The sequence below is a fragment of the Echinicola strongylocentroti genome (assembly GCF_003260975.1).
Classification (GTDB): Bacteria; Bacteroidota; Bacteroidia; order Cytophagales; family Cyclobacteriaceae; genus Echinicola; species Echinicola strongylocentroti.
In genome coordinates, this window is record NZ_CP030041.1 from 905001 (window position 1) to 925475 (window position 20475).

The 20475-nt window shown below is 44.9% G+C and carries 19 protein-coding genes (1 of these 19 cut by a window edge); 3 read left to right on the forward strand and 16 right to left on the reverse strand.

Features of this window, described 5'->3' with window-relative positions:
• The 4 genes from DN752_RS03410 to DN752_RS03425 all read right to left on the reverse strand — a co-directional run.
• A protein-coding gene (locus tag DN752_RS03410) for a 3-keto-disaccharide hydrolase (protein ID WP_112782679.1) crosses the window boundary here: on the reverse strand, window positions 1-383 show its 5' portion. It extends 226 nt beyond the left edge of the window; 383 of the gene's 609 nt are visible here — the first part of the coding sequence; the start codon lies at window positions 381-383; its stop codon lies beyond the left edge, outside the window.
• The gene (locus tag DN752_RS03415; RefSeq protein WP_112782680.1) at window positions 380-1159 is read right to left on the reverse strand and encodes a 3-keto-disaccharide hydrolase; all 780 of its coding nucleotides are present in this window, start codon (window positions 1157-1159) and stop codon (window positions 380-382) included. Before DN752_RS03415 ends, DN752_RS03410 begins: the two co-directional genes overlap by 4 nt.
• Window positions 1160-1841: 682 nt before the next feature.
• The gene (locus tag DN752_RS03420) at window positions 1842-2609 is read right to left on the reverse strand and encodes an XRE family transcriptional regulator (protein WP_112782681.1); all 768 of its coding nucleotides are present in this window, start codon (window positions 2607-2609) and stop codon (window positions 1842-1844) included.
• A gap of 11 nt (window positions 2610-2620) precedes the next feature.
• The gene (locus DN752_RS03425; RefSeq protein ID WP_112782682.1) at window positions 2621-2878 is read right to left on the reverse strand and encodes a hypothetical protein; all 258 of its coding nucleotides are present in this window, start codon (window positions 2876-2878) and stop codon (window positions 2621-2623) included.
• Window positions 2879-3178: 300 nt separating this feature from the next.
• On the opposite strand from DN752_RS03425, the gene DN752_RS03430 reads away from it, so the two are divergent.
• Window positions 3179-5506: a TonB-dependent receptor family protein gene (locus tag DN752_RS03430; protein ID WP_112782683.1), complete on the forward strand. Its 2328-nt coding sequence runs from the start codon at window positions 3179-3181 to the stop codon at window positions 5504-5506.
• Between the two features lie 739 nt (window positions 5507-6245).
• On the opposite strand, the gene DN752_RS03435 is transcribed toward DN752_RS03430, so the two are convergent.
• The 3 genes from DN752_RS03435 to DN752_RS03445 all read right to left on the reverse strand — a co-directional run bounded on the left by DN752_RS03435 (window position 6246) and on the right by DN752_RS03445 (window position 8091).
• On the reverse strand, window positions 6246-6665 hold the full coding sequence (locus tag DN752_RS03435; RefSeq protein ID WP_112782684.1) for a GxxExxY protein: 420 nt from the start codon (window positions 6663-6665) through the stop codon (window positions 6246-6248).
• A 224-nt stretch (window positions 6666-6889) separates the two neighbouring features.
• On the reverse strand, window positions 6890-7462 hold the full coding sequence (locus DN752_RS03440) for a hypothetical protein (RefSeq protein WP_112782685.1): 573 nt from the start codon (window positions 7460-7462) through the stop codon (window positions 6890-6892).
• 11 nt (window positions 7463-7473) lie between these two features.
• The gene (locus DN752_RS03445) at window positions 7474-8091 is read right to left on the reverse strand and encodes a hypothetical protein (protein ID WP_112782686.1); all 618 of its coding nucleotides are present in this window, start codon (window positions 8089-8091) and stop codon (window positions 7474-7476) included.
• A gap of 98 nt (window positions 8092-8189) precedes the next feature.
• On the opposite strand from DN752_RS03445, the gene DN752_RS25290 reads away from it, so the two are divergent.
• Window positions 8190-8369 (forward strand): DUF6396 domain-containing protein, encoded by a 180-nt coding sequence (locus tag DN752_RS25290; protein WP_394337166.1) that lies wholly within the window; start codon window positions 8190-8192, stop codon window positions 8367-8369.
• A gap of 14 nt (window positions 8370-8383) precedes the next feature.
• Here DN752_RS25290 and DN752_RS03455 read toward each other — a convergent pair whose 3' ends face one another.
• The 6 genes from DN752_RS03455 to DN752_RS03480 form a co-directional block, all read right to left on the reverse strand.
• Window positions 8384-8830: a hypothetical protein gene (locus DN752_RS03455; protein ID WP_112782688.1), complete on the reverse strand. Its 447-nt coding sequence runs from the start codon at window positions 8828-8830 to the stop codon at window positions 8384-8386.
• Window positions 8831-9026: 196 nt separating this feature from the next.
• The gene (locus tag DN752_RS24350) at window positions 9027-9176 is read right to left on the reverse strand and encodes a hypothetical protein (protein WP_162633092.1); all 150 of its coding nucleotides are present in this window, start codon (window positions 9174-9176) and stop codon (window positions 9027-9029) included.
• Window positions 9177-9189: 13 nt separating this feature from the next.
• Entirely contained in the window at window positions 9190-9480 is a 291-nt protein-coding gene (locus DN752_RS03465; protein WP_162633093.1) for a hypothetical protein, read from the reverse strand.
• Window positions 9481-9843: 363 nt separating this feature from the next.
• Complete coding sequence (locus DN752_RS03470) at window positions 9844-10122, reverse strand: hypothetical protein (protein WP_112782691.1); 279 nt, start codon at window positions 10120-10122, stop codon at window positions 9844-9846.
• 12 nt (window positions 10123-10134) lie between these two features.
• A complete protein-coding gene (locus tag DN752_RS03475) occupies window positions 10135-11634 on the reverse strand; it encodes a hypothetical protein (RefSeq protein WP_162633094.1) in 1500 nt (499 codons plus the stop codon).
• Window positions 11635-12036: 402 nt separating this feature from the next.
• Window positions 12037-14286 carry a Tex family protein gene (locus tag DN752_RS03480; protein WP_112782693.1) on the reverse strand — a complete coding sequence of 750 codons (2250 nt, stop codon included), beginning with the start codon at window positions 14284-14286 and terminating at the stop codon, window positions 12037-12039.
• A 192-nt stretch (window positions 14287-14478) separates the two neighbouring features.
• Between DN752_RS03480 and DN752_RS03485 the strand changes: the two genes are divergently transcribed.
• A complete protein-coding gene (locus tag DN752_RS03485; protein ID WP_112782694.1) occupies window positions 14479-15066 on the forward strand; it encodes a TlpA family protein disulfide reductase in 588 nt (195 codons plus the stop codon).
• Between the two features lie 490 nt (window positions 15067-15556).
• On the opposite strand, the gene DN752_RS03490 is transcribed toward DN752_RS03485, so the two are convergent.
• From DN752_RS03490 to DN752_RS03500, 3 genes are all read right to left on the reverse strand, one after another.
• Entirely contained in the window at window positions 15557-16468 is a 912-nt protein-coding gene (locus DN752_RS03490; protein WP_112782695.1) for a serine hydrolase, read from the reverse strand.
• Between the two features lie 79 nt (window positions 16469-16547).
• Window positions 16548-19247, reverse strand: coding sequence for an alpha-L-rhamnosidase (locus DN752_RS03495; protein WP_112782696.1), 2700 nt, complete (start codon window positions 19245-19247; stop codon window positions 16548-16550).
• 345 nt (window positions 19248-19592) lie between these two features.
• Window positions 19593-20471, reverse strand: coding sequence for an ROK family protein (locus DN752_RS03500; RefSeq protein ID WP_112782697.1), 879 nt, complete (start codon window positions 20469-20471; stop codon window positions 19593-19595).
• Window positions 20472-20475: the final 4 nt, after the last annotated feature.

The window sequence follows — 20475 nt, forward strand, 5'->3', positions numbered from 1 at the left end:
AGCCATCCCCTTCCATAAGACTCATATATACCTCCTGTATCATGTCCAGGAGGAGCTACCTCCACTTGCCAGCCTGAAACCTTGGTTCCATCCACGGTGGAGCGGATAAACACCCCACTATTACCATCTGCACCTTGCTTAAATTCCAGCTCCAATTCAAAATCCTTGTAATGTTCGTCGGTTCCTAAATAACCATAAGCCTCATCAGGACCGCTTTCACAAACCAGTAGCCCATCTTCAACATACCACTTTTCGGTTCCATAGATGGTCCATCCACTCAGGTCTTTACCGTTAAATAGCTTAATTTTTTTACCTGCCAAACCTCCGGCAGTCAGCACCACTACTATTGGGAGAAGTAGCAGAAGGGTTTTTACGTATTTCATAGTTTTCTGATTTTTATATTTTTATACCAAGTTTTCGCTCCGTGATCCTGCAAGCCTATCAGGCCTGACTTTGCCACGCCATAGTCTGGATAGTCTTTCCATTTACCTTCAGCTTTCCTTTTCTCCCAGTCTTCCGACCAAGGGTCAAATGAAACAGTCTTTTTACCATTAAGGAAATATTCTGCCTTATCTTCTGTAAAAACAATTCTAGTCGTATTCCACTCACCCGCTGGCTTAACGGCCCCTTCAAAATCAGGTGTATACATGCCATAGTCTGCACCTATTGATTGCCACATTTCTAACTTTTGAGGAAAACCAATCTGGTCGATCACCTGGTATTCAGGGGCGGTATTATAAGGTGCTTCATGAGTAGCCTCGTCCACTATGTGATAAAAAATACCACTGTTTCCTCCTTCTGCTATTTTCCAGTCTATCTTCAATTCAAATTCACCAAACTCCTCTGGCCCATAGACTACATCCCCTCCGATATCTCCTCCTTTGCCAAGTGCTATAAAATTACTATTCTCGATAATCCATCCAGAAGGAAGCTCTTCTGCGTTATAGCCTCTCCAGCCTTCAGCACTCTTGCCATCAAAAAGTAGCTGCCAGCCTTCTGATTTCTCTGCCGCTGTGAGGGTATTGTCCTTGGCCTCAGCTCCTACATCAGAAGCCTTTACTTCCGACACTTCCGCCTCTCCTGCGCTATCCTTTTTACCACTACTGCATGCCGCCATCATGGCCGCCATTGCAACGATGCTCAGTGTTGTCTTTTTCATTTAAACAAGTTTTAATTTTATAGTATCTAAATTTTATTCCTTTTACTTATTATACTGTTCCAGAACAAACCTCCAAGCCACTCTTTTCAACGTGTCAATGGCGATGCAATATGAACTTCTTGACCTAATTTCACTGCACTAACCATTTCACGCACACAGAACAGCATATTTATTTAAAATCTAAGACCATAAATATAATATTTTTATATATATAATCCCTCTTAGTTTATTTTTTTTGGTAAATAAGTTTACGAAAGGAAGGGGACAGGAGACAAAAAAAACAAAGCATGGGGCTCATATAAATCCATTGGCGTCCAAGCAAAGATTTTACTTTCGAAGGGGATTCATTAAACCCGGAATATGCATTAGCCTATCTGTTGCGACCTGAAACTGCCTCAAAATCAGCCGTTTCACTTTAGTTTTCGGCATAACCGTAGCGGTGCTACGCTAATACCTCCAAACTAACTGATTTTCTTGCACTTTCAGCTCTCACTACGATTCCTAACGCATAATCCGGGTTAAACCACGCCCCTAAATACCCTAAAGGGGGCTTTCTAATCAGTCTTTCAAAGGATGGGGTAGTTTTGGAAATCAAAAAAATCTTTACTCTTTTCGTTTAAACCTACTTTTTCAGCGTAGGTAAAATTTAGTCGGACGACAATCCCATAAAAAACCGGCAAACTTAACCGGACTTTTTAATGTTGTACTTCAATTCTGAAATCATCTCCGCTAAATCCTCCAAGGTGACTGCCTTGTTTTTGTCCTTTGGATTGGGAAAGTCAGTACTGATAAATGCTTTGGCTTCCCATACCTCTTCCACCTCTTCGCCTGGAACCTCATAGGGTTTGTACATTTCATTATCAGATACTAAAAATAACTTTCCGTTTTCATCCAGATAATTAAAGACCCTTTTATAAACGACCCCTTCTGAAGCAGTAACCAAAATATAAGTCTTCCCGCTTTTAATTTCAGCAGGCTGCTCCACAAAAGCCCCAATGACCACGGTACCGGGCACCAAAGGCAACATGCTGTCCCCACTGACCTCAAAGGCTCGATAAGTGGCGTTTTTGGCTAGATTAGGCAGATGGAATTGGGGAAGTTGCTGCATGTACTCTGGATCAGCGTAGCCGTTGAGATAACCTGCGGATGCTTTTTGGGGGACCATGGTGATATTCTCATTTTCCTCCTGATCCAGCGATACGGTCAATATCTTGACATCGCGCTTTTGAAGGGCCTTCCTCCCCTTGCCTTCTATATCATGAAAAAGCAGCTCGTCAATGGAAACAGAAAGAATGTCCCCAATCATTTTAAGCGTGGACAATTTAGGCTCCGACCTTCCGTCTTCATAGGCAGAAATCATCGTCCTTTTAATCCCCAATTGATCAGATAGATTCTCTTGGGTCATTTGCATTTGCTTCCTTAAATACCTAAGATTTTTTCCAAGTAGCATTTTCAGTGATATTAAGCACTATAAAGATAAAAATTATGATCGTCTCTCCACTCACTCTTAAACGAAAACCGGTTTAAATCCATATTCGATCGCTCCATCAATTCCATTCGCTCACGGATTTCATCAATAACATCGGAGACTGCGCGATCACCATGTACCAATAAATATCCATACCGCGGATGAATCTCGTCTTCAACAAAGAATTTTACCTGATGGTTTCCTGAAGCAAGCAGCTTACTTACGATTCTGATTTTGGGAGACTTTTCCATGTACCTTAACTATCTATCAATGTTTCTTTTACAAACACTAAGATATAAATGTTTACATAATAAACAAAAATAAGTTTGTTAAAAAAACCAAATTGAGACACATATTGTCACAAAAAACCAAAATCACTCTATGCATCAACCTTCACTTCCGGAATATTGGCCAGATAAGGCATTACCCTACTATCATCTTATCGCTAGGGTACCACAAATCAGCTCATTTACCCATTGATCTAAAAGCTCCCTCGATCCTAAACCCTACCACATTAACTTTGGTTAAGACTAATACTAATCTATCAAACAATGAAACCAATCACCTTCACACTTATTGTATTTTTATGCTTATCGCCGTTGATAGCATCTGCCCAGTTGACTGTTTCTGGACAAATTATAGATGGTGACAATGACGAGCCATTGCTATTTGCCCAAGTGGCACTTTTTGAAGCGGGAGGTGACGAAACCATCACCTACACCCAATCTGATGAAAACGGGAATTTTAACCTCGGGACAGAAAGCGGAACCTATGATGTAAAAGTGTTTTTGATCGGATATGAAAACAAGAAAATCGAAAGCCTGAATGTCAATGAAGACCGTGACCTAGGCAAGATCACGTTGATCTCTGAAGGCAAGCAGCTGGACGAAGTAGTCGTCCAGTCCAACACCATCCCCATGCGTACGGACGTCGAAGGACTGGTCATCACCCCTGATCAAAACCTGGCCAATGTCGGAGGCACACTGCTGGACATCTTGAGGAACACCCCATCCATCAGCGTATCTGACGATGGCTCCATATCCCTTAGAGGAAGCTCTGGCACCAATATCCTGATCAACGGAAGAAATTCCTCACTCACCCAAAACCTCGACCAAATACCCGCCAGTGCCATTGAGCAAATCAAGGTCGTGAACAATCCGAATGCACGCTATGATGCAGAAGCCGAAGGTGGGGTCATCAATATTATCCTGAAAAGAGGAGAAGATATGGGTACCCACGGCGGTGCAGAGCTCACCTATGGCACGCGCAGTCGGCTCAATACCGGCGCCAGGTTTAACCACACTACCACCAAGTATAATGTCTATGCAGGCTACAATTACCGGGACTGGAAAGGTGTGAGTGAACGCTCCACCTTCCGAGAGGTATATGAGGACAATGAACTCCTCAACCAACAAGGAGACAATAGCGACAGACGAAAAAACCATAACCTCAACTACGGCGCTGATTATTATTTTGGCAAAAACATCCTTAGTTATCAAGGGGTGTATTTTACAGGCAAAGATGCTGAAAACAATTCGCTGTACTCCAAAATGACCGATAGCGAAACCGATGACCTCTTGCTCCAGTATGTGCGGCAAAACAACGAGTCTGAAACAGATGATGGCTATGACAATGCCCTGATCTATGAAAGGACTTTTGATGACAAGAACCGAGAACTGAAAATCAGCGCCAATAATTCCTATCAAAACCAATACAAAACCCAAAACATCAATATCTACCGGAATGCCTCAGAAGCGACACCGGAAAACCTCAACGGTCGAGAAAAAGCCCTGACGGATGAAAAAAGGTACACCTCCGTCATCCAAGCGGACTACATCCACCCAGTCAATGAAAAAGTAAAGCTGGAAATGGGGCTAAAATCCACTTTCAGAAAGTTTGACAATGATTACAAATATTACCAGTTCTCCGAAAGTACCAATGACTTCGTAGAAAACACCGACATCAGCAACCACTTTCTCTACAAAGACCAAATCCACGCTGCCTATTTCATTTATTCCAGATCGGGCGAAAAATGGGACATCTCCCTTGGCACAAGGGCCGAACAAACCCTCGTAGAAGGATTGCTCTACAACACCAACGAACTGAACGAGCAGGATTACCTGAACCTCTTTCCCAGTGTCCAGGCACTGTACAAGCTGAATGAGGAAAACAGCCTGAAATTTACCTACAGCAGAAGAATCGACAGACCGACCGCCTGGAGGCTCAATCCTTTTCCGGATATCACCGACTCCCTCAGCGTGAGAAGAGGTAACCCCAACCTCCAACCCGAAATGATCAACTCACTGGAAGTGGGCCATATGATCAATATGGAAAAGGCCAGCTTGACCACCAACTTGTTCTATAGGCATGTGGATGGTGTATTGGACTATATCACCTTGGTGGAAGACGGGATTTCTTACCAGCAGCCTGCCAACCTGAACACCGGCGAAGCGTATGGACTGGAATTTATCGGCATGGCTGACCTGACCGATTGGTGGAATATCAACGGAAGTGTCTCTTTGTTCCAGAGTAAAGTGGATGGGTCCAATATCGGTGAGGAATTTGTCAGCAAAGGCTTTTCCTGGAACTCCAAAATCACCACTGATTTCAAGCTTCCCCATGCCTTCACCTTGCAGCTGGTGGGCGATTATGAATCCCCAGAAGTAGAAGCACAAGGACGAGATTTTGCACGCTACGGTATGGATGCCACCTTGCTGAAAAAATTAATGGACAACAAGCTGCAGCTATCACTCAGCGTCCGTGACGTCTTCAACACCCGCAACTTTGGCGGCTACAACCAATCCAATGACTTCTACCAAGAATTCCGAGCAGAATGGGAAAGCAGGATCGCGCTATTTAGTGCCCGGTATAATTTTTAAACACTCTTTGATCTTTCATGGGCTATGTAAAAATTATTTGAACAACATAGGCACATAGGGCACAATAGTAGGTACAGCACTTCCCCTTAGTGCCTTACCTACTTTGTGGCAAAAAGCCTGTTGTTCCTGCAGCTGTGCTGCGGAACCACGAAAATCGAGTTTTTAACTCAACTCCACTTATGAGAGCTATTCTTAGAAAAATGGCTTGAGGGTAACCATATAAAAAAACATAGGGTTACTAGCTAAAATATGTGTCCTCATGTTTCTATGTGGTTCTTAATAAAAACCAGTCCTTGACCTTTCATGGGCTTTGTCAAGTGTGTTTGAACAACATAGGCAGATAAAAAAACATAGGGTTGCTAGCTGAACTATGTGCCCTCATGTTTCTATGGGGTTCTTAATAAAAACCAGTCCTTGATCTTTCATGGGCTTTGTCAAAAGTATTTGAACAACATAGGCACATAAAAAACATAGGGTTACTAGCTGAACTATGCGCCCTCATGTTTCTATGTGGTTCTTAATAAAAACCAGTCCTTGATCTTTCATGGGCTTTGTCAAGTGTGTTTGAACAACATAGGCAGATAAAAAAACATAGGGTTGCTAGCTGAAATATGTGTCCTCATGTTTCTATGTGGTTCTTAATAAAAACCAGTCCTTGATCTTTTATAGGCATTGTCAAGTGTGTTTGAACAACATAGGCACATAGAAAACTATAGTATTTTTCCCTTATGTTTGGCTATTATTCAGGCAGTGTGCGGAAAAGTTCATTCACATATGTCTTTTGCCCTTCTTTAAAAAGATTGGCGACGTTGAAGTTGATTAGAATCCCCTTTGGTACTTTCAGTAATTTCATATAGGTCAATAACTGGGCTTCGTGTACTGGCAACACGCTTTCCACTGTCTTCAACTCAACAACCAAAGAGTCCCCTACAAAAAAATCACACCGCAAGGTAACATCGACCTCTAATCCCTTGTATTCGATGGGCATGGCCAATTCTGATCTGAAATGTACATTGCGAAGTTGCAATTCGTGACATAAACATCTGTGATATACGCTCTCCAAAAGCCCTGGACCTAATTCTTTGTGAACTTCAATAGCTGCCCCCACCACTTTATAAGTCAATTGGTCAAGATGTCTCTTTGTCAAGTCTTTTTTCATAATTTATCATTCTTGACTTTTAAAATCACTTAAAAAAAACATAGTGTTGCTAGATGAACTATGTGCCCTCATGTTTCTATGGGGTTCTTAATAAAAACCAGTCCTTGATCTTTCATGGGCTTTGTCAAGTGTGTTTGAACAACATAGGCAGATAAAAAAACATAGGATTACTAGCTGAAATATGTGTCCTCATGTTTCTATGTGGTTCTCAAATGTTCTTGAAACTAAAACAGCTTAATATTGATCTTGGCCATTGGATATAGCCAAGCATAGTGGCTGTTTCCCAAAGCCAATGTGGCTGGTATGAGTTCATAAGCTATCCTACCTTGTTTAGGATCATACCTTATGCCTACAGAGGCTTTTGCTCCGCCGTATAGCATCGTAAAGTAATCGGACGAATGGTGCTGGCCTTCGAAGTCGCCCGTTCCCATCAGTCCTCTGCTATAACTCACAAAAACACCACCAGAGGTCACCAGTGAAAATCCTTTATACTTCACTAAATCATAGTGGATATCAACACCTAATGCGCTCAGGCGATAAAACAAATCCCTGGTATCCGTGAGGTAATCCTTGTACGAGCCAAAGGTCATATTCGGGTTGATCCTTAGGCGTTGCCTGTCTCCCAGTTCTTGCTGCCACCCTACCATATAGACCAGCCCTAAACTGGATTCATAGGCTCCATTATGCACGCCTATCCCCAAGCCCACGGTGATGGATTGCTCTTGCTTCTTCTCAGACTGACCATATAGATCAACGCCCAACAAGATGAATATTCCGAGTATTATTGTTTTCTTCATAGGTAAAACTTTTAGTTGGAAGGAGTAGCTTTCTTGTGCAGCTTAAAGGCAATTTCAAACATGGGATATCCCAGCACAAAACGCCTACTTCCTACATGGATATTTATAGGCCTTAACTCATAGGATAGTTTGCTTTTCTTGGGGTTTAACCTTATCCCGAAGGCTCCTTTTGCGCCAAAATAAACATGCGAAAAATATGCTGATTGTTCATTTTCCTCCACACACCAGTAACCTCCCGTACCGATAAGTCCCCTAGAATAACTGGCAAATGCACCAGCTGTCACTACAAGTGAAACCGATTTAACCCGGATCAGGTCATAATTTACATCCACTCCTAAATTGGTTAAACGGTAAAATTGTTCCTCTGTGTCAGTAAAGCCTATGGGGATAAATCCTCCAAAAAGCAAGTTGGGATTGATGCGCAGTCGTCCATCCAGGCCAATTTCCCGCTGGAAACCTAACGTATAAACGAACCCCATCCCTAACTCCGACCATCCCTCATTTACACCAAGACCCACTCCGGCTTCAATGCTATTTTTTCCAAAATCCTTGGTCTGCGCAAAAACGGAAGAACTAGACCAAATCATAAAAATAAGGACAGGGATCACTTTATTGTTTTTTACAGACATAAGCTACATGGATATTTGGCACGAACCAAAAAAACTCAATTCCCTGTCCTTTTCCCAAAAACCACCTACGCATAGATACGCACAGAGGAAAAAAACAATTGCTTCCCTATTTTTATGTTATAAAGGAACTGGTATTCACTTGTGAGACAATCCATATCCACACACATATCCTGGATACGGTGCTCCCACTGCCACCAGCCGTCAAATCCCCGTGGAAGGGCGGCCTCCAGCTGGGAAAGACTAAAGAAGCGAATCCCAAACGCCCACCGCTTCATTAGCCATACCATTTCGGTCAATAACAATCCTCCTCACAGTCCACTGCCTGGGCATAGTCTTCTTCGGTGATGTGGTGGGCGTAATGTTTATCATCTACTTTTTGTCCATTTATAATAGACAAGGCTTTAGCATTGCCATCTCGTACATCTTTCCATGTATAGACCAATAACTTTTGGTCTTCAAATACCACTCTGACAGAGTCAACTCCTCCATTTCTTAAGGAATAAAAATTTTGATGATCGTCATCAGAAATTATCCTAACTATTTTATAATGGGAATGCGAAGCGATATATATCGGGTCTGCCATTCCTTTCTTTTCAGAATTCCACTTACTATTATATCCAACTACCGTAACGGTTTTATCAGTTTCGTTGAAAATAGAATAATATACTTTATGCGATTTGCTATCTACACATCCCAAAAGGATAAGGATCAGCATCATTGACATAATTTTCCCTCTCATTTCTTACACTTTAATGGTATTCACTAAATAGATAGTCCAGCTCTGAGCCTTCCGTCGGGTTATCGTACATATCCTGGATACGGTGCTCCCACTGCCACCAGCCGCCAAATCCCCGAGGAAGGGCGGCCTCCAGCTGGGAAAGACTAAAGAAGCGAATCCCAAACGCCCCCCCGCTTCATTAGCCATACCATTTTGGTCAATAACAATCCTCCCCACAGTCCTCCGCTTGGGCATAGTCTTCTTCGGTGATGTGGTGGCTATAATCATATTTACCTGTATTTTTTCCACTAAGAATAGAACGGGCTTTAGCATTGCCATTTCGTGCATCTTTCCTGGTATATATCAATAGCTTTTGATCTTCAAATATTACTCTGACTGAATCTACCCCCCCCTTTAAGTGAATAAAAACTCATAGAAGTATTATCGCCAATGCCATTTATCCTAGTTACAGTATAATTGGAGCCGGGTCTGATCAAAATCGCCTCGGCCCTACCATTGGTATTGGGATCCAATTGATTAGCAAATCCAAGTACAGCCACTTCTTTATCCGTCTCGTTGAAAATCCTATACTGGAACTCATCATAGGCCTGATCCACACAGCCTGAGGCCAGAAGCATGAGCGAAATGAATAATGTTTGAATATTTTTCATGGTCATCGATTTTTAGTGGTACTCACTAAATAAATAGTCCAGTTCCTCCCCTTCGGTGGGATTGTCAAACTTGTCCTGGATGCGGCTCTTCCATTTCCACCAGCCGCCGACTCCCCTCGGAAGGGCGTCCTCCAGCTGGAAAAGACCAAAAGAAGCGGAGCCCGGACAAGCTCCGCTCCCGGAAAAGCAGGCCGCCCCCCTGTCAATAACAGTCCTCCCCGCAGTCTACCGCTAAGGCGTAGTCCTCTTCGGTGATGCGGTGCTGATAGTTGCTGTCCCCCCTTAGTATAGTTGAAGCTTTTACATTGTCATAACTGTCCTTGTCCGTATATACCAGCAACTTATTGTCCTCAAAAATCACCCTTACCGAATCAACCCCCCTCCTTTAAGCGAATAAAAACGCATAAAAGTATCATTACCAATGCCATTTATCCTAGTTACAGTATAATTGGATCCGGGTCCGATCAAAATCGCCTCGGCCCTACCTCTGCCATAAGGGACCGACTTGGTATAAAAACCCAATACTGTGACTTGTTTATCTGTCTCGTTGAAAATGGTATAGTGGAACTCATCATAGGCCAGGTCCACGCAGCTGGAAGCTACTAGTATAAGAGCAGCGAATAAATTATGAATATTTTTCATGACCTTATCGTTTTAATGGTATTCACTAAATAGATAGTCCAATTCCTCCCCTTCGGTGGGATTGTCAAACTTGTCCTGGATGCGGCTCTTCCATTTCCACCAACCGCCAAATCCCCTCGGAAGGGCATCCTCCAACTGGCCTAGCGTGTAGCCGCTGGCACGGTCATTGGGGTATTCTTCCCCTTTCTTATCTCTTTCGGACTGGTTGTAATCATCGATCATATCGATTACGATCGGGGTATAGCCTTTTTGGTCTTCTATGTCCTCCAAGGTTAAATTTTGCAGATTAAATTCATAAGGAAAGTCATACTTCCAATATCCCCTGTCCGGGTAATAAGCATTGGTAACGGTATACTCGACCCCAACGGCCCAGCTCTCGGGCAGGCGGGGATCGTTCGGCTTGCCCACCGCGGACGCGGCGAACTCGGCATTGGTATAGCCCAGGTCCCAGTGGGACACATGCGCCAGCTCGTGTACCGCCGTGGCGAAGAGGTCACGGCTGTCCAGCACCTTTCCGCTTTTTTCCCTCGAATAGATGAGCACCTCTGCGGATCCCACCAGGCTGTTGAAGGAGAAGTAATGCGCCCGGCCGCTCTTGTCCCGTACACCGATGCGGATCTTTGCGCCCGGCCCCCCGTTGGCGTTCGGCTTCCGGATGCCGTAGCGGTAGTGGCCGTACATGTATTCCCGTGCGCCGCGGTGTACGCTGGCGTACAGCCAGTTCAGCGGCGTGCCGCTCTTCATGATGGTCTTCCGCCACTGGTCGCCCCTCTTCAGGGTCTCGTAGCTGTACCAGGCCTGCCCGTAGCTTCCGCTTCGGATGTCCCAGTCGCCACTCTCCCATTTGATCCCGCATTTTACCTTCTTGCTCTTGAATTTGCTGACATAGAAGTATCCTTGACTATTGGTAATGGCTTCTTTCACTTTAAACCAGCGTTTCACCATTACTTTCACGCCGGCGATGGGGAGGATTTCCCCAGTGGTATTGTCTTCGTACATGATCCGGCCACTTGGATACCAGCTTTTTCTGGCTGCTTCTCCTTTATCTTCCTTGTTCCATTCTTCCACATATTCCTCATTTGCCGTGATCCGAAAGGCCTCATTCTCCAACTCTCTCCACTGAATCCCTACAAGTTGTCTTTTTAGTCGGTTCACTGCTGTCTTTCCCCCCACTTCTTCCTCATCTTCCTGAAGAAAAAGCACTGCCAGTATTTCGTACTCCATATCCCTGAACATATAGTCCCTGGGGACCACGGTGTACTGCCAAGTAATCCGGTCCTTGGCCACCGTAGGGTCATGATATGCCCCGGCCACTCCCTCTTCGATCTCATAGTCAAGCGGGAAGTCCGAGAGCACCAAACTGTCCTGCTCACTGAGTATGGCCATCTCAAAATCATCTTTGGGTAGAAAACGTACGTAATAATCCGTTACCTCAATCTGAAGCTCTTCCTCCCTAGCTCCGTATAAGATACTTTTATCGTCCTGCCTCAGTCTAAGGTATGCCTCCCTCATATTGGCCACGGTATACGGATTTTCCAGCTTTTTCCCCTAACTTATCAGGTGATCCGGTTCTTCCAATTTTTCAGAATCATTTTTTTCATTCATCTCATTTTTGGGCCCTTCAGAGGGCACCTGTTCACACGCAAATAACATTCCGGCCAAAGCGGATAATAAAAACAGTCTTTTCATTGGAGTAGTCGTCTAAAAGAATAAAAACAAAACAGTATTTAGCAAGTAAGGGATTCCCAAAGAAAAACCTAAAAACCACCTACGCATAGATACGCAACTGCCTAAATAATATAATAATTCATCTCTTGGTCATAATAGAATAAAAGCCGACTGATCCATCAGTCGGCTTTTATCGGTTTTTCAACAAGTAAAAAACAAGCTACTTGTTCTAATTCCTTTTCTTCATCACTTCCCAAACTTGCCTTTCAGCATGGCCAGCTTGGCGGCCAAGTCTCCTTCGGGTTCTTTTTCTTTTTTCCTTTCGCGCTTGGCTCCGCCAGATTTTCCTTTGCCCCGCTCGGCAAATGGGTCGGACTTCATGCTCAGGCCGATACGCTTGCGGTTAAGGTCTACCTCCATCACGGTGACTTCTACTTTTTGGTTGACGGTGACCACTTCGTTGGGATCAGAAATATAGCGGTCGGCCAAGTGGCTCAAGTGCACCAATCCATCTTGGTGAACACCCACATCCACAAATGCTCCAAAGTTGGTGATATTGGTGATGATGCCCGGAAGCTTCATGCCTACCTTGAGGTCCCTCATCTCGTTCACGCCCTCTTGGAAGCTGAACACTTCAAAGGTCTCACGTGGATCCCTTCCCGGCTTGGCCAGTTCTTCCATGATATCCTGCAAAGTGGGCAAGCCTACCGTCTCCGTCACGTAATTCTTCAGCACCACCTTAGACCGCAGCTCTTCACTCTTGATCAGCTCGGACACATTGGACCCCAGATCGGTGGCCATTTTATGCACCAGTTCATAGCGCTCTGGGTGCACGGCACTTCTGTCTAGCGGATCGGGGGCATTTTGGATACGAAGGAAACCTGCCGCCTGCTCGTAGGCCTTGTCGCCGAGTCTCGGTACATTTCGGATATCTTCTCGGCTTTTGAAAGGGCCATTTTCATTTCTGAAATTCACGATATTTTGTGCCAAGGCCGGCCCCAATCCAGACACGTAGGTCAACAGCTGCTTGGAAGCGGTATTGACTTCCACACCCACGCCATTCACACAGCTCATGACGGTATCATCCAGGGAATTTTTGAGGGCAGACTGGTCCACATCGTGCTGGTACTGGCCCACTCCGATGGATTTGGGATCGATCTTCACCAGCTCCGCCAAAGGATCCATCAGCCTTCGGCCAATGGACACTGCACCCCTGATCGTCAAGTCCAAATCAGGAAATTCCTCCCGGGCCACTTCCGAGGCAGAATAAATCGATGCGCCACTTTCATTTACCATCACTATCAATACATTACTGGGCAAACCAATGGACTTAAAAAACTGCTCGGTTTCCCGACCGGCCGTACCGTTTCCGATGGCAATGGCCTCGACCTGATGCTGGTCTACCAAGTGCTTTACCAAGGCTGCCGATTCGGCGGTTTTACGCTGTGGCTCATTAGGATAGATGGCATCATAATGCAGCACCTGCCCCTGTGGTCCCAGACAGGCCATTTTACATCCCGTCCTAAAACCTGGGTCGATGGCCATCACTGATTTCTCTCCCAAAGGAGCTCCCAAGAGCAATTGCCTTAGGTTTTCGGCAAAAACTTTAATGGCATCTTCATCAGCTTTCTTCTTCGTATAGAGCCTTACCTCGGTTTCCATGGAAGGCTTCATCAAGCGCTTATAGCAGTCTTTTATCGCCAGCTTCACTTGCTCCGAACTGGTGTTCTGTGCCGTAACGGTCATTTTATCCATCAGCGCCAGCGCATCCAGCTCTTCGGGACAAGAATCCAGCATCAAAAACAGTTCCTTCTCCCCTCGCCTCATCGCCAGCACGCGGTGGGACGGTGCTGTCTTGATGGGCTCTGACCATTCAAAATAATCTTTATACTTGATCGCCTCTTCTTCCTTGCCGGGGATTACCTTGGAGACAAACTTCCCTTCTTCGATGAAGAGGTCACGCATTTTTTTACGTAGTTCAGCGTTTTCATTGATCCACTCGGCGATGATGTCCCTGGCACCTTGGAGGACATCCTCCACGGAGGTCACTTCCTTTTCCTCATCAATAAAAGCCGCCGCTTCTTCCACGTCCATGGACGCTTGTTCGTAAATCTTGGTCGCCAGAGGCTCCAAACCCTTTTCGCGGGCAATGGTGGCCTTGGTCCGTCTTTTGGGCTTGTACGGAAGGTAAAGGTCCTCCAAAGCCGCCATGGTTTCTGCCTCGTTGATTTTCCCTTCCAGTTCTGGAGTCAGTTTTTCTTGCTCCTTGATGGATTTCAATATGGCCTCTCTCCTCTTATCCAAATCCCGAAGTTGCTGTACCCTGTCCCGGATAGCAGCCACCTGCACCTCATCCAATGACCCGGTCACTTCCTTTCGGTACCTGGAAATAAAGGGCACTGTCGCTCCCCCATCCAACAATTCAATGGTGTCAGACACTTGTTTCTGTCTGATACTTAGCTCTTCGGCTATTTTTAGATAATGCTTGATATTCATAAACTTATATTACTTATGCCATCCTTAAAAGCTGCAATTTAAAGTTTATGCAACAGTTTTCTGAGAGGATTTCGGTTTAATTATGACATGTAACAATAAAGGATTGTAAATCAAAACATAACTTTGCCAATAACTTCCCGTTAAGCAATAAAACCTACATCCTATTTAAGCGCTTTTTAATCCACCCAAAAAATGAATTGGAAAAAAGAAGTAAAAAGCTGGGGAGCTATCCTGGCTGTTTTTGTTTTTGTGTATGCCATGGGCTGGTATGCTCCTATAGTCGGCAAAATACAATCCATCATCCTTTCCACTGGATTGATCAAACCTGACATCGAGCAACAGAACGAAGTCGGAAAGAATTTTGACTACAGTGCCAAATTCACTGACCTTGATGGCCATCTTGTGGACTTGCAAAACTACCGCAACAAAACCGTTTTTATCAATCTCTGGGCCACTTGGTGCCCTCCCTGTAGAGCCGAAATGCCGCATATTGCATCCCTGTATGAAAAACTCAAAGACGAAAAGGACATCGCCTTTCTGATGGTCAGCTTGGATAAAGATGCTGAAAAGCCAAAGGAGTACATAAAAGGCCAAGGCTTCGCTTTCCCAGTGGCACACGCCAGCTATGGACTCAATGCCTCACTGAAGCATTCCTCTATTCCTACCACCTTGGTCATCGGCCCTGACGGTAAAATCCTCTTTAGACAAGAAGGAATGAGCAACTTTGATACAGAAGAATTCAGGGAGTTTCTAAAAGGACAACAGGTCGCTGACCTTTGACTCCAAAGGCCTGCAAAAAATGAAACAACCAATACTCAAGGCTAAAAATAAAGACAAGTAGATGAGGAAAATTTCCCCATTATGCCCTAAGTCCCTATAGTGATGAATCCCAAACCGCCTCTCATCCATAGCGCACCATTTTATGCATAATTTAATCCGGTTTAAGATGAGCCAATTCACTTAAACTTCACCCTGATTGAAAATTCACTAACAAAAATTTATTTTTTATAAATAATCGACAATAGCAAAGTCAGAATTTTGATTTTCAGTATTTTAAAATAACTTTGTTAAACACAATATATTTTATTCAAAAACCGTTTTCCGATATTTAAAAAACACACACAAGTACATAAGCTACCCCAAAAGCAAAGTAGAGGGTGACTTTAGGTTTAATCATCCATAAACAACAAATTATCTGCTCTTAGTTTTAAGTTAAACCTTTTTGGACATACGGTCCAAACTGGCTTTCTTCTGGACGTTTAACCCTCGGTCACCTCTCTTTTCCTTTTATGTACTCATATAGCATTCGGGAGACATCAGCCATTGCTTCAATTCCCTCACTAGGTACTTTTAGATTTTTTGACAACAAAACCAAAACATACCTCCTTCCATCGGGTAATTCTACTATCCCAGAATCATGCCGAACTCCCGTAATAGAACCTGTTTTATGCGCCACTGTGACATTCTTTGGAAGCTGCCCGGGAATGATCTCATTAAAGTGCTGGGCTTTCAGCACCTCAAACATCGCTAGTGAAGCCTCTTCACTCACGGCCTTTCCGCCAGCAATGGCTTCCATGATCAGCATTAGGTCATAGGCTGTCGTGGTATTGCTTAGTCCCTGTTCGTATGCTTTTAAATCTTCCACTCCCCTTAATACCTCTATGTCCTTGGCGCCCAATGACCGCATGGCCTCTGTGACCTTTTTGGCATCCAGCTTATCGATCAGGATATTGGTAGCGAGATTACTGCTCATCATTATCATCTGGAAATTGAGCTCGCGATAGGTACTGTATTGGCCTATTTTGCCATAGAGCCCCTCTTGGCTATCTACAGAAAGATCCATACTGTATGGGCTACCATCCACAATGCTCTTAAATTCATTGACGATTTTCACAGAATCGTCCAAGGCAATATTCCCTGCGGCCACTTGCTTGTAGAGCGCTATCATTACTGGAGTCTTCATCGTACTTGCGGCGTGAAACGTCTCCTTTTCGTTGATCAGAAGTGTCACTGGTTCTGCTCCCATCGACCTAAAAGCCACAGCAAAATCCCCTTCTACCTTATCTAGGCGTGTATTTATGGCCTCGCGAAGTTCACCAACGGACCCCTCTTCGGAAGGACTAGAATGGCAAGACACTGCTACCAACAGGATCAAAATCCCTATAAAAATACCTTTGTGCATGGCTCGATAGAATTTAGTGGTAAATGATAAAACCCTGTCAATATCCGGATTCCACTTAATTTATCAAACCTAAATTTTATTATTGTTTATTCACCTTATCTTGAGTGATTTTCCAATTATATTCTCCTGCATCTACCCGATATGCCACCTTTCCGTCAAGCGGTACATCTTGGCGTGCTGGCACATCTTTTCCGGTAATTTCAGTATTTGCAGGTAAGATCAACGTCGCTGTGGAGTTGGCGGGGATTGACACCATGTAGTTCAGCGCTCCTTTCTCCGTTCGCTTCCATGAGGACACAATCTCCCCATAAGGGCCTTGATGACTTGCTTCGAAATGTTCCAGATCTCCCACAAAATGGGGTGCTAAAAGTACATTCTTAAAGCCTGGATTGGCAGGGTCAGGCTTGATCCCCCCAAGTGCTTTGTACATCCATGCGCCCACTTCACCAAACATAATATGGTTCATGGAAATATCATTCTTTGAATCGATTTTCCAGTTTTCGTACAACGTAGTCGCACCATTGACGATCCACCATCCCCATGAAGGGTACGTTTCCTGCGCCGCTACCTTATAAGCGATATCAGGATAACCATTTTCGCTCAGTGCATTGAGAATGGCCTTGGTGCCTAACAGTCCCACATCCAGATGAAAGCCGTCTTTTTCTACCCTTTTGGCAAGGTTTGCGGCTACCTGATCCCTTAGCTCATCGGGCACAATGTCCCATTGTAAGGCCACACTCAGTTCTGTTTGGACTCCCTTTCCATATAGTGCCGTTTCCCGGTTCAGGTAGTTATCATTGATGGCCTTTCGGATTTTTTGGGACAATAGCGCATACTTTTCAGCTTCTTTCTCGTAACCGAGCAATCTGGCTGTTTTGGCCAAAATCCTCGCATCGGTAAGGTAATAGGCGGAAGAGGTGTATTCCACTGGTGACTTGGACTTTACTGGCACCCAATCCCCGAGCCCCCAAGAGGTCAATCCATCGGGACTGATCTCGGTGATGTGGTCCACATACCTTTTCATGGCATCATAATTCTCTTTTAGGATACGCGTATCTCCATAAAACAGGTAGACATTCCAAGGAATCAAACAAATCGTACTCGTCCAGTCAGGACCATTTCCCCATTCATAGCCCCATCCGGAAGTCGGGATAATGGATGGAAGTACTCCATTTGGCTGCTGCTCGTCTCGGTGATCATCCAGCCATTTTTCATAGACCTTGATCCCATCAAAGGAATACAGGCCCGTTTCTATGGCTATGTGCGCATCTCCTGTCCAGCCGTTCTTTTCTCGCTGTGGACAGTCTGTAGGATAGCCAAAAAGATTGGACAGGTAGGCATTGTTGGTTGCCCACCAGATGCCATCCAGTGTTTCGTTGGCTGAACTGACCTTGCCTACTGCCTCCACATCGCTGTGCATAAAATAACCTGTCAAGCTCTCCTTGGTAAGGTCGATGGGACGATCAGCGGTGACTTCCACATATTGGAAACCCTTATAATTGAACCGAGCGTTAAAGGATTCTTCCCCTGCTCCTTTTAGGATATAAATATCCGTCTGGAAGGGGTCACTGTCATCGGTAGGACGATAATGTACATCGATATTGGACATATCCACTCGTCCATTTTCATAAAGCCGTTCCCCATGCTTTAATCTCAGCCTAGTTCCTTCTTCTCCTTTTAGGGTGATCTTACTGACTCCTGAAATGTTTCTGCCCAAGTCAAACACATAAGTCGAATCATTGATTTTCTCCACCGTCTTGGCAGGAATGGTCTTATTGTAGCGAATGGGCGGCATGACCTGTGCAGAAATTTCCTTCGCTGGCGCCGACCGATAGATGACGTCTTTCCACTCTCGGTCATCAAAACCCGGCTTGTCCCAGCCCGGCTGTTCCATTCGGGCATCATAGTGCTCGGCGGTATAAATGCTATTGAAGATCACCGGGCTCAGTGCAGTCTTCCAGCCCTTTTCCGTACGAATGGTTTCTTCCGTTCCATCTTCATAGGTGATTTTCAAGTCCATACAGAAAGTGGGACGGTTTCGCCAAGGTGCGTTGTGAAAATCCCAAACGGCGGTAGATTGGTGATTGTACCAGCCATTTCCCAGCAGCACCCCTATGGCATTCTTTCCATTACGGAGTACTTCTGTGACATCATGCGTCACATAAAGCACTCTACGGTCAAACCTCGTATAAGCGGGGTCCAACTGATGATTTCCTATTCTTTTTCCATTTACATGCAATTCAAACAGCCCTCCTACAGCAATATAGGCCCTGGCTTTTTTGATAGACTTGGTGCTGGTAAATTCTTTTCGAAAGTACGGCGCTGGCTTTACTTCTTCGCCTTGACCATCTCCGATCCAAGCCCCCTGCCAATTGGCCTCATCCATCATTCCCATTTCGAAAGTGGCCATTGCAGAAGTTCCCAGCGAATTCCCCGCCTTGTCCCATACTTCCACCGTCCAAAAATACGTGGTAAACGGCGTTAATTCTTCTCCAGCATAAGTCACCAGCTGCCTATCATTCATTATCTTGCCACTATCCCACACCATTGCTCTTCCCACTACCAACCCTTCCTGATCAGTGGCCACCCGCACACGGTAGGCACTTTGGGCTGCCCCCTGACTGGCATCGTCCATCTGCCAAGTCAATCGCGGATGCGAAGTATCCAATCCCAGCGGATCTACCAAGTATTCGGTTTTAAGTGACTTTTGTGAAAATGCAAGGCTAAAGGTCAGTAGCAACAAAAAAAGGGTCAGGGCAGCTTTCGGCAATATCTTCATGGTTGATGGGTTGGAAAATTGTAATGTTGTAAAATTGGAATCTTGGAAAATTTCTCTTCTTTATTTAACCAGGCAAGCCTGTTTGCGCCAGATAAACCCAAGACAGGAATCGGGAACAACTTAAATTGAGTCAGAGACTCAACCTTTGCCTGTACTAGGGCAGCAGACCCAGTACTACCCAGGCTAATGCATATTCAGGGTTAAAAATAGCTAAAGGTGCCTGATCGATTACTTGAGTCAGAGACTCAATTCTTCACCGTGCTGGGGCAGAGACCCAGCACAACCACAACCACAACCACAAGTCTCAAGTCTCACTTCTCATATCTCACTTCTCAAGACTTAATTTCACTCTTCATACCAGCAGCTTGCTGCTCCGATCAGGGCAGATTCCTCGCCCAAGATACTTTTTTTTATAGGAACGTTTTGTAGGAATTGGGACAATACCTTTGCTGTTTCTGGTAAAAACAATGCTGAGGAGTGCGCTATACTTCCTCCCAATACAATGATCTCTGCATTTTCCTCACTGGCAAATTTCCCCAAGAACTTCCCTAAGTTATGGCCAAATTCCTTAAAGATCCCTTGCACCCAACTTTCTTCCTTCATATCTACCAATTCCCTTACTCCGCTAAGTTCTTGGCCTGTTGCTTCTTGGTACTTTTTGGCAAACCACCGGGTCGAAAAATACTCCTCCGCTATGCTATCGCTAAACTCTTCTCCCCAACGGGCAGCATCATGCGCTTCTGTACCGTGGTAATAAGCCGTACCGGCGCCTGTACCCAGCGTCATTCCAATGGCCCTTTTGTATCCTTTTGCGATGCCGGCAAAAACCTCACCTTGCAAAAAACAGGCGGCATCATTCTTAAATCGCACTTGGGAATTGGCTATTCCCAGTTTTTTGGCCAGTAAGTCCTTTACATTTTTGCGGTACAGCGATTCGTATTTGTCCTGTGTACTGTCTATAAAACTAATGCCCGCGTCATAGTCAAACGGCCCGGGCATCGCTATCCCTATTTGGATAGTAGACAAAGCCTCTTTCCCACAAAGTGGCGCTATAGCTCCTGCCCAAGCGTCCAAGACCTCGGTTATGCTGCCTTTGGAGTCCACCGGATGACGCTCCAGTCGCCCCTTGTCAATAGTACGGCTCACCAAGTCCACCACCCCAACGGTAATGTGCGAACCTCCTACGTCTACCCCTAAAGCATATGATGTTTCCTTCTTATTCATGGCT

Excerpts from the sequence above, each read along its gene's own strand:
- DN752_RS03415 (WP_112782680.1), bottom strand. The coding sequence starts at position 1,159 with ATGAAAAAGACAACACTGAGCATCGTTGCAATGGCGGCCATGATGGCG.
- DN752_RS03435 (WP_112782684.1), bottom strand. The coding sequence starts at position 6,665 with ATGAAAAAAGACTTGACAAAGAGACATCTTGACCAATTGACTTATAAA.
- DN752_RS03485 (WP_112782694.1), top strand. The coding sequence starts at position 14,479 with ATGAATTGGAAAAAAGAAGTAAAAAGCTGGGGAGCTATCCTGGCTGTT.
- DN752_RS03495 (WP_112782696.1), bottom strand. The coding sequence starts at position 19,247 with ATGAAGATATTGCCGAAAGCTGCCCTGACCCTTTTTTTGTTGCTACTG.
- DN752_RS03440 (WP_112782685.1), bottom strand. The coding sequence starts at position 7,462 with ATGAAGAAAACAATAATACTCGGAATATTCATCTTGTTGGGCGTTGAT.
- DN752_RS03420 (WP_112782681.1), bottom strand. The coding sequence starts at position 2,609 with ATGCTACTTGGAAAAAATCTTAGGTATTTAAGGAAGCAAATGCAAATG.
- DN752_RS03500 (WP_112782697.1), bottom strand. The coding sequence starts at position 20,471 with ATGAATAAGAAGGAAACATCATATGCTTTAGGGGTAGACGTAGGAGGT.
- DN752_RS03430 (WP_112782683.1), top strand. The coding sequence starts at position 3,179 with ATGAAACCAATCACCTTCACACTTATTGTATTTTTATGCTTATCGCCG.
- DN752_RS03445 (WP_112782686.1), bottom strand. The coding sequence starts at position 8,091 with ATGTCTGTAAAAAACAATAAAGTGATCCCTGTCCTTATTTTTATGATT.
- DN752_RS03480 (WP_112782693.1), bottom strand. The coding sequence starts at position 14,286 with ATGAATATCAAGCATTATCTAAAAATAGCCGAAGAGCTAAGTATCAGA.
- DN752_RS03425 (WP_112782682.1), bottom strand. The coding sequence starts at position 2,878 with ATGGAAAAGTCTCCCAAAATCAGAATCGTAAGTAAGCTGCTTGCTTCA.
- DN752_RS03490 (WP_112782695.1), bottom strand. The coding sequence starts at position 16,468 with ATGCACAAAGGTATTTTTATAGGGATTTTGATCCTGTTGGTAGCAGTG.
- DN752_RS03455 (WP_112782688.1), bottom strand. The coding sequence starts at position 8,830 with ATGAGAGGGAAAATTATGTCAATGATGCTGATCCTTATCCTTTTGGGA.
- DN752_RS03470 (WP_112782691.1), bottom strand. The coding sequence starts at position 10,122 with ATGAAAAATATTCATAATTTATTCGCTGCTCTTATACTAGTAGCTTCC.
- DN752_RS03475 (WP_162633094.1), bottom strand. The coding sequence starts at position 11,634 with ATGAGGGAGGCATACCTTAGACTGAGGCAGGACGATAAAAGTATCTTA.
- DN752_RS03465 (WP_162633093.1), bottom strand. The coding sequence starts at position 9,480 with ATGAAAAATATTCAAACATTATTCATTTCGCTCATGCTTCTGGCCTCA.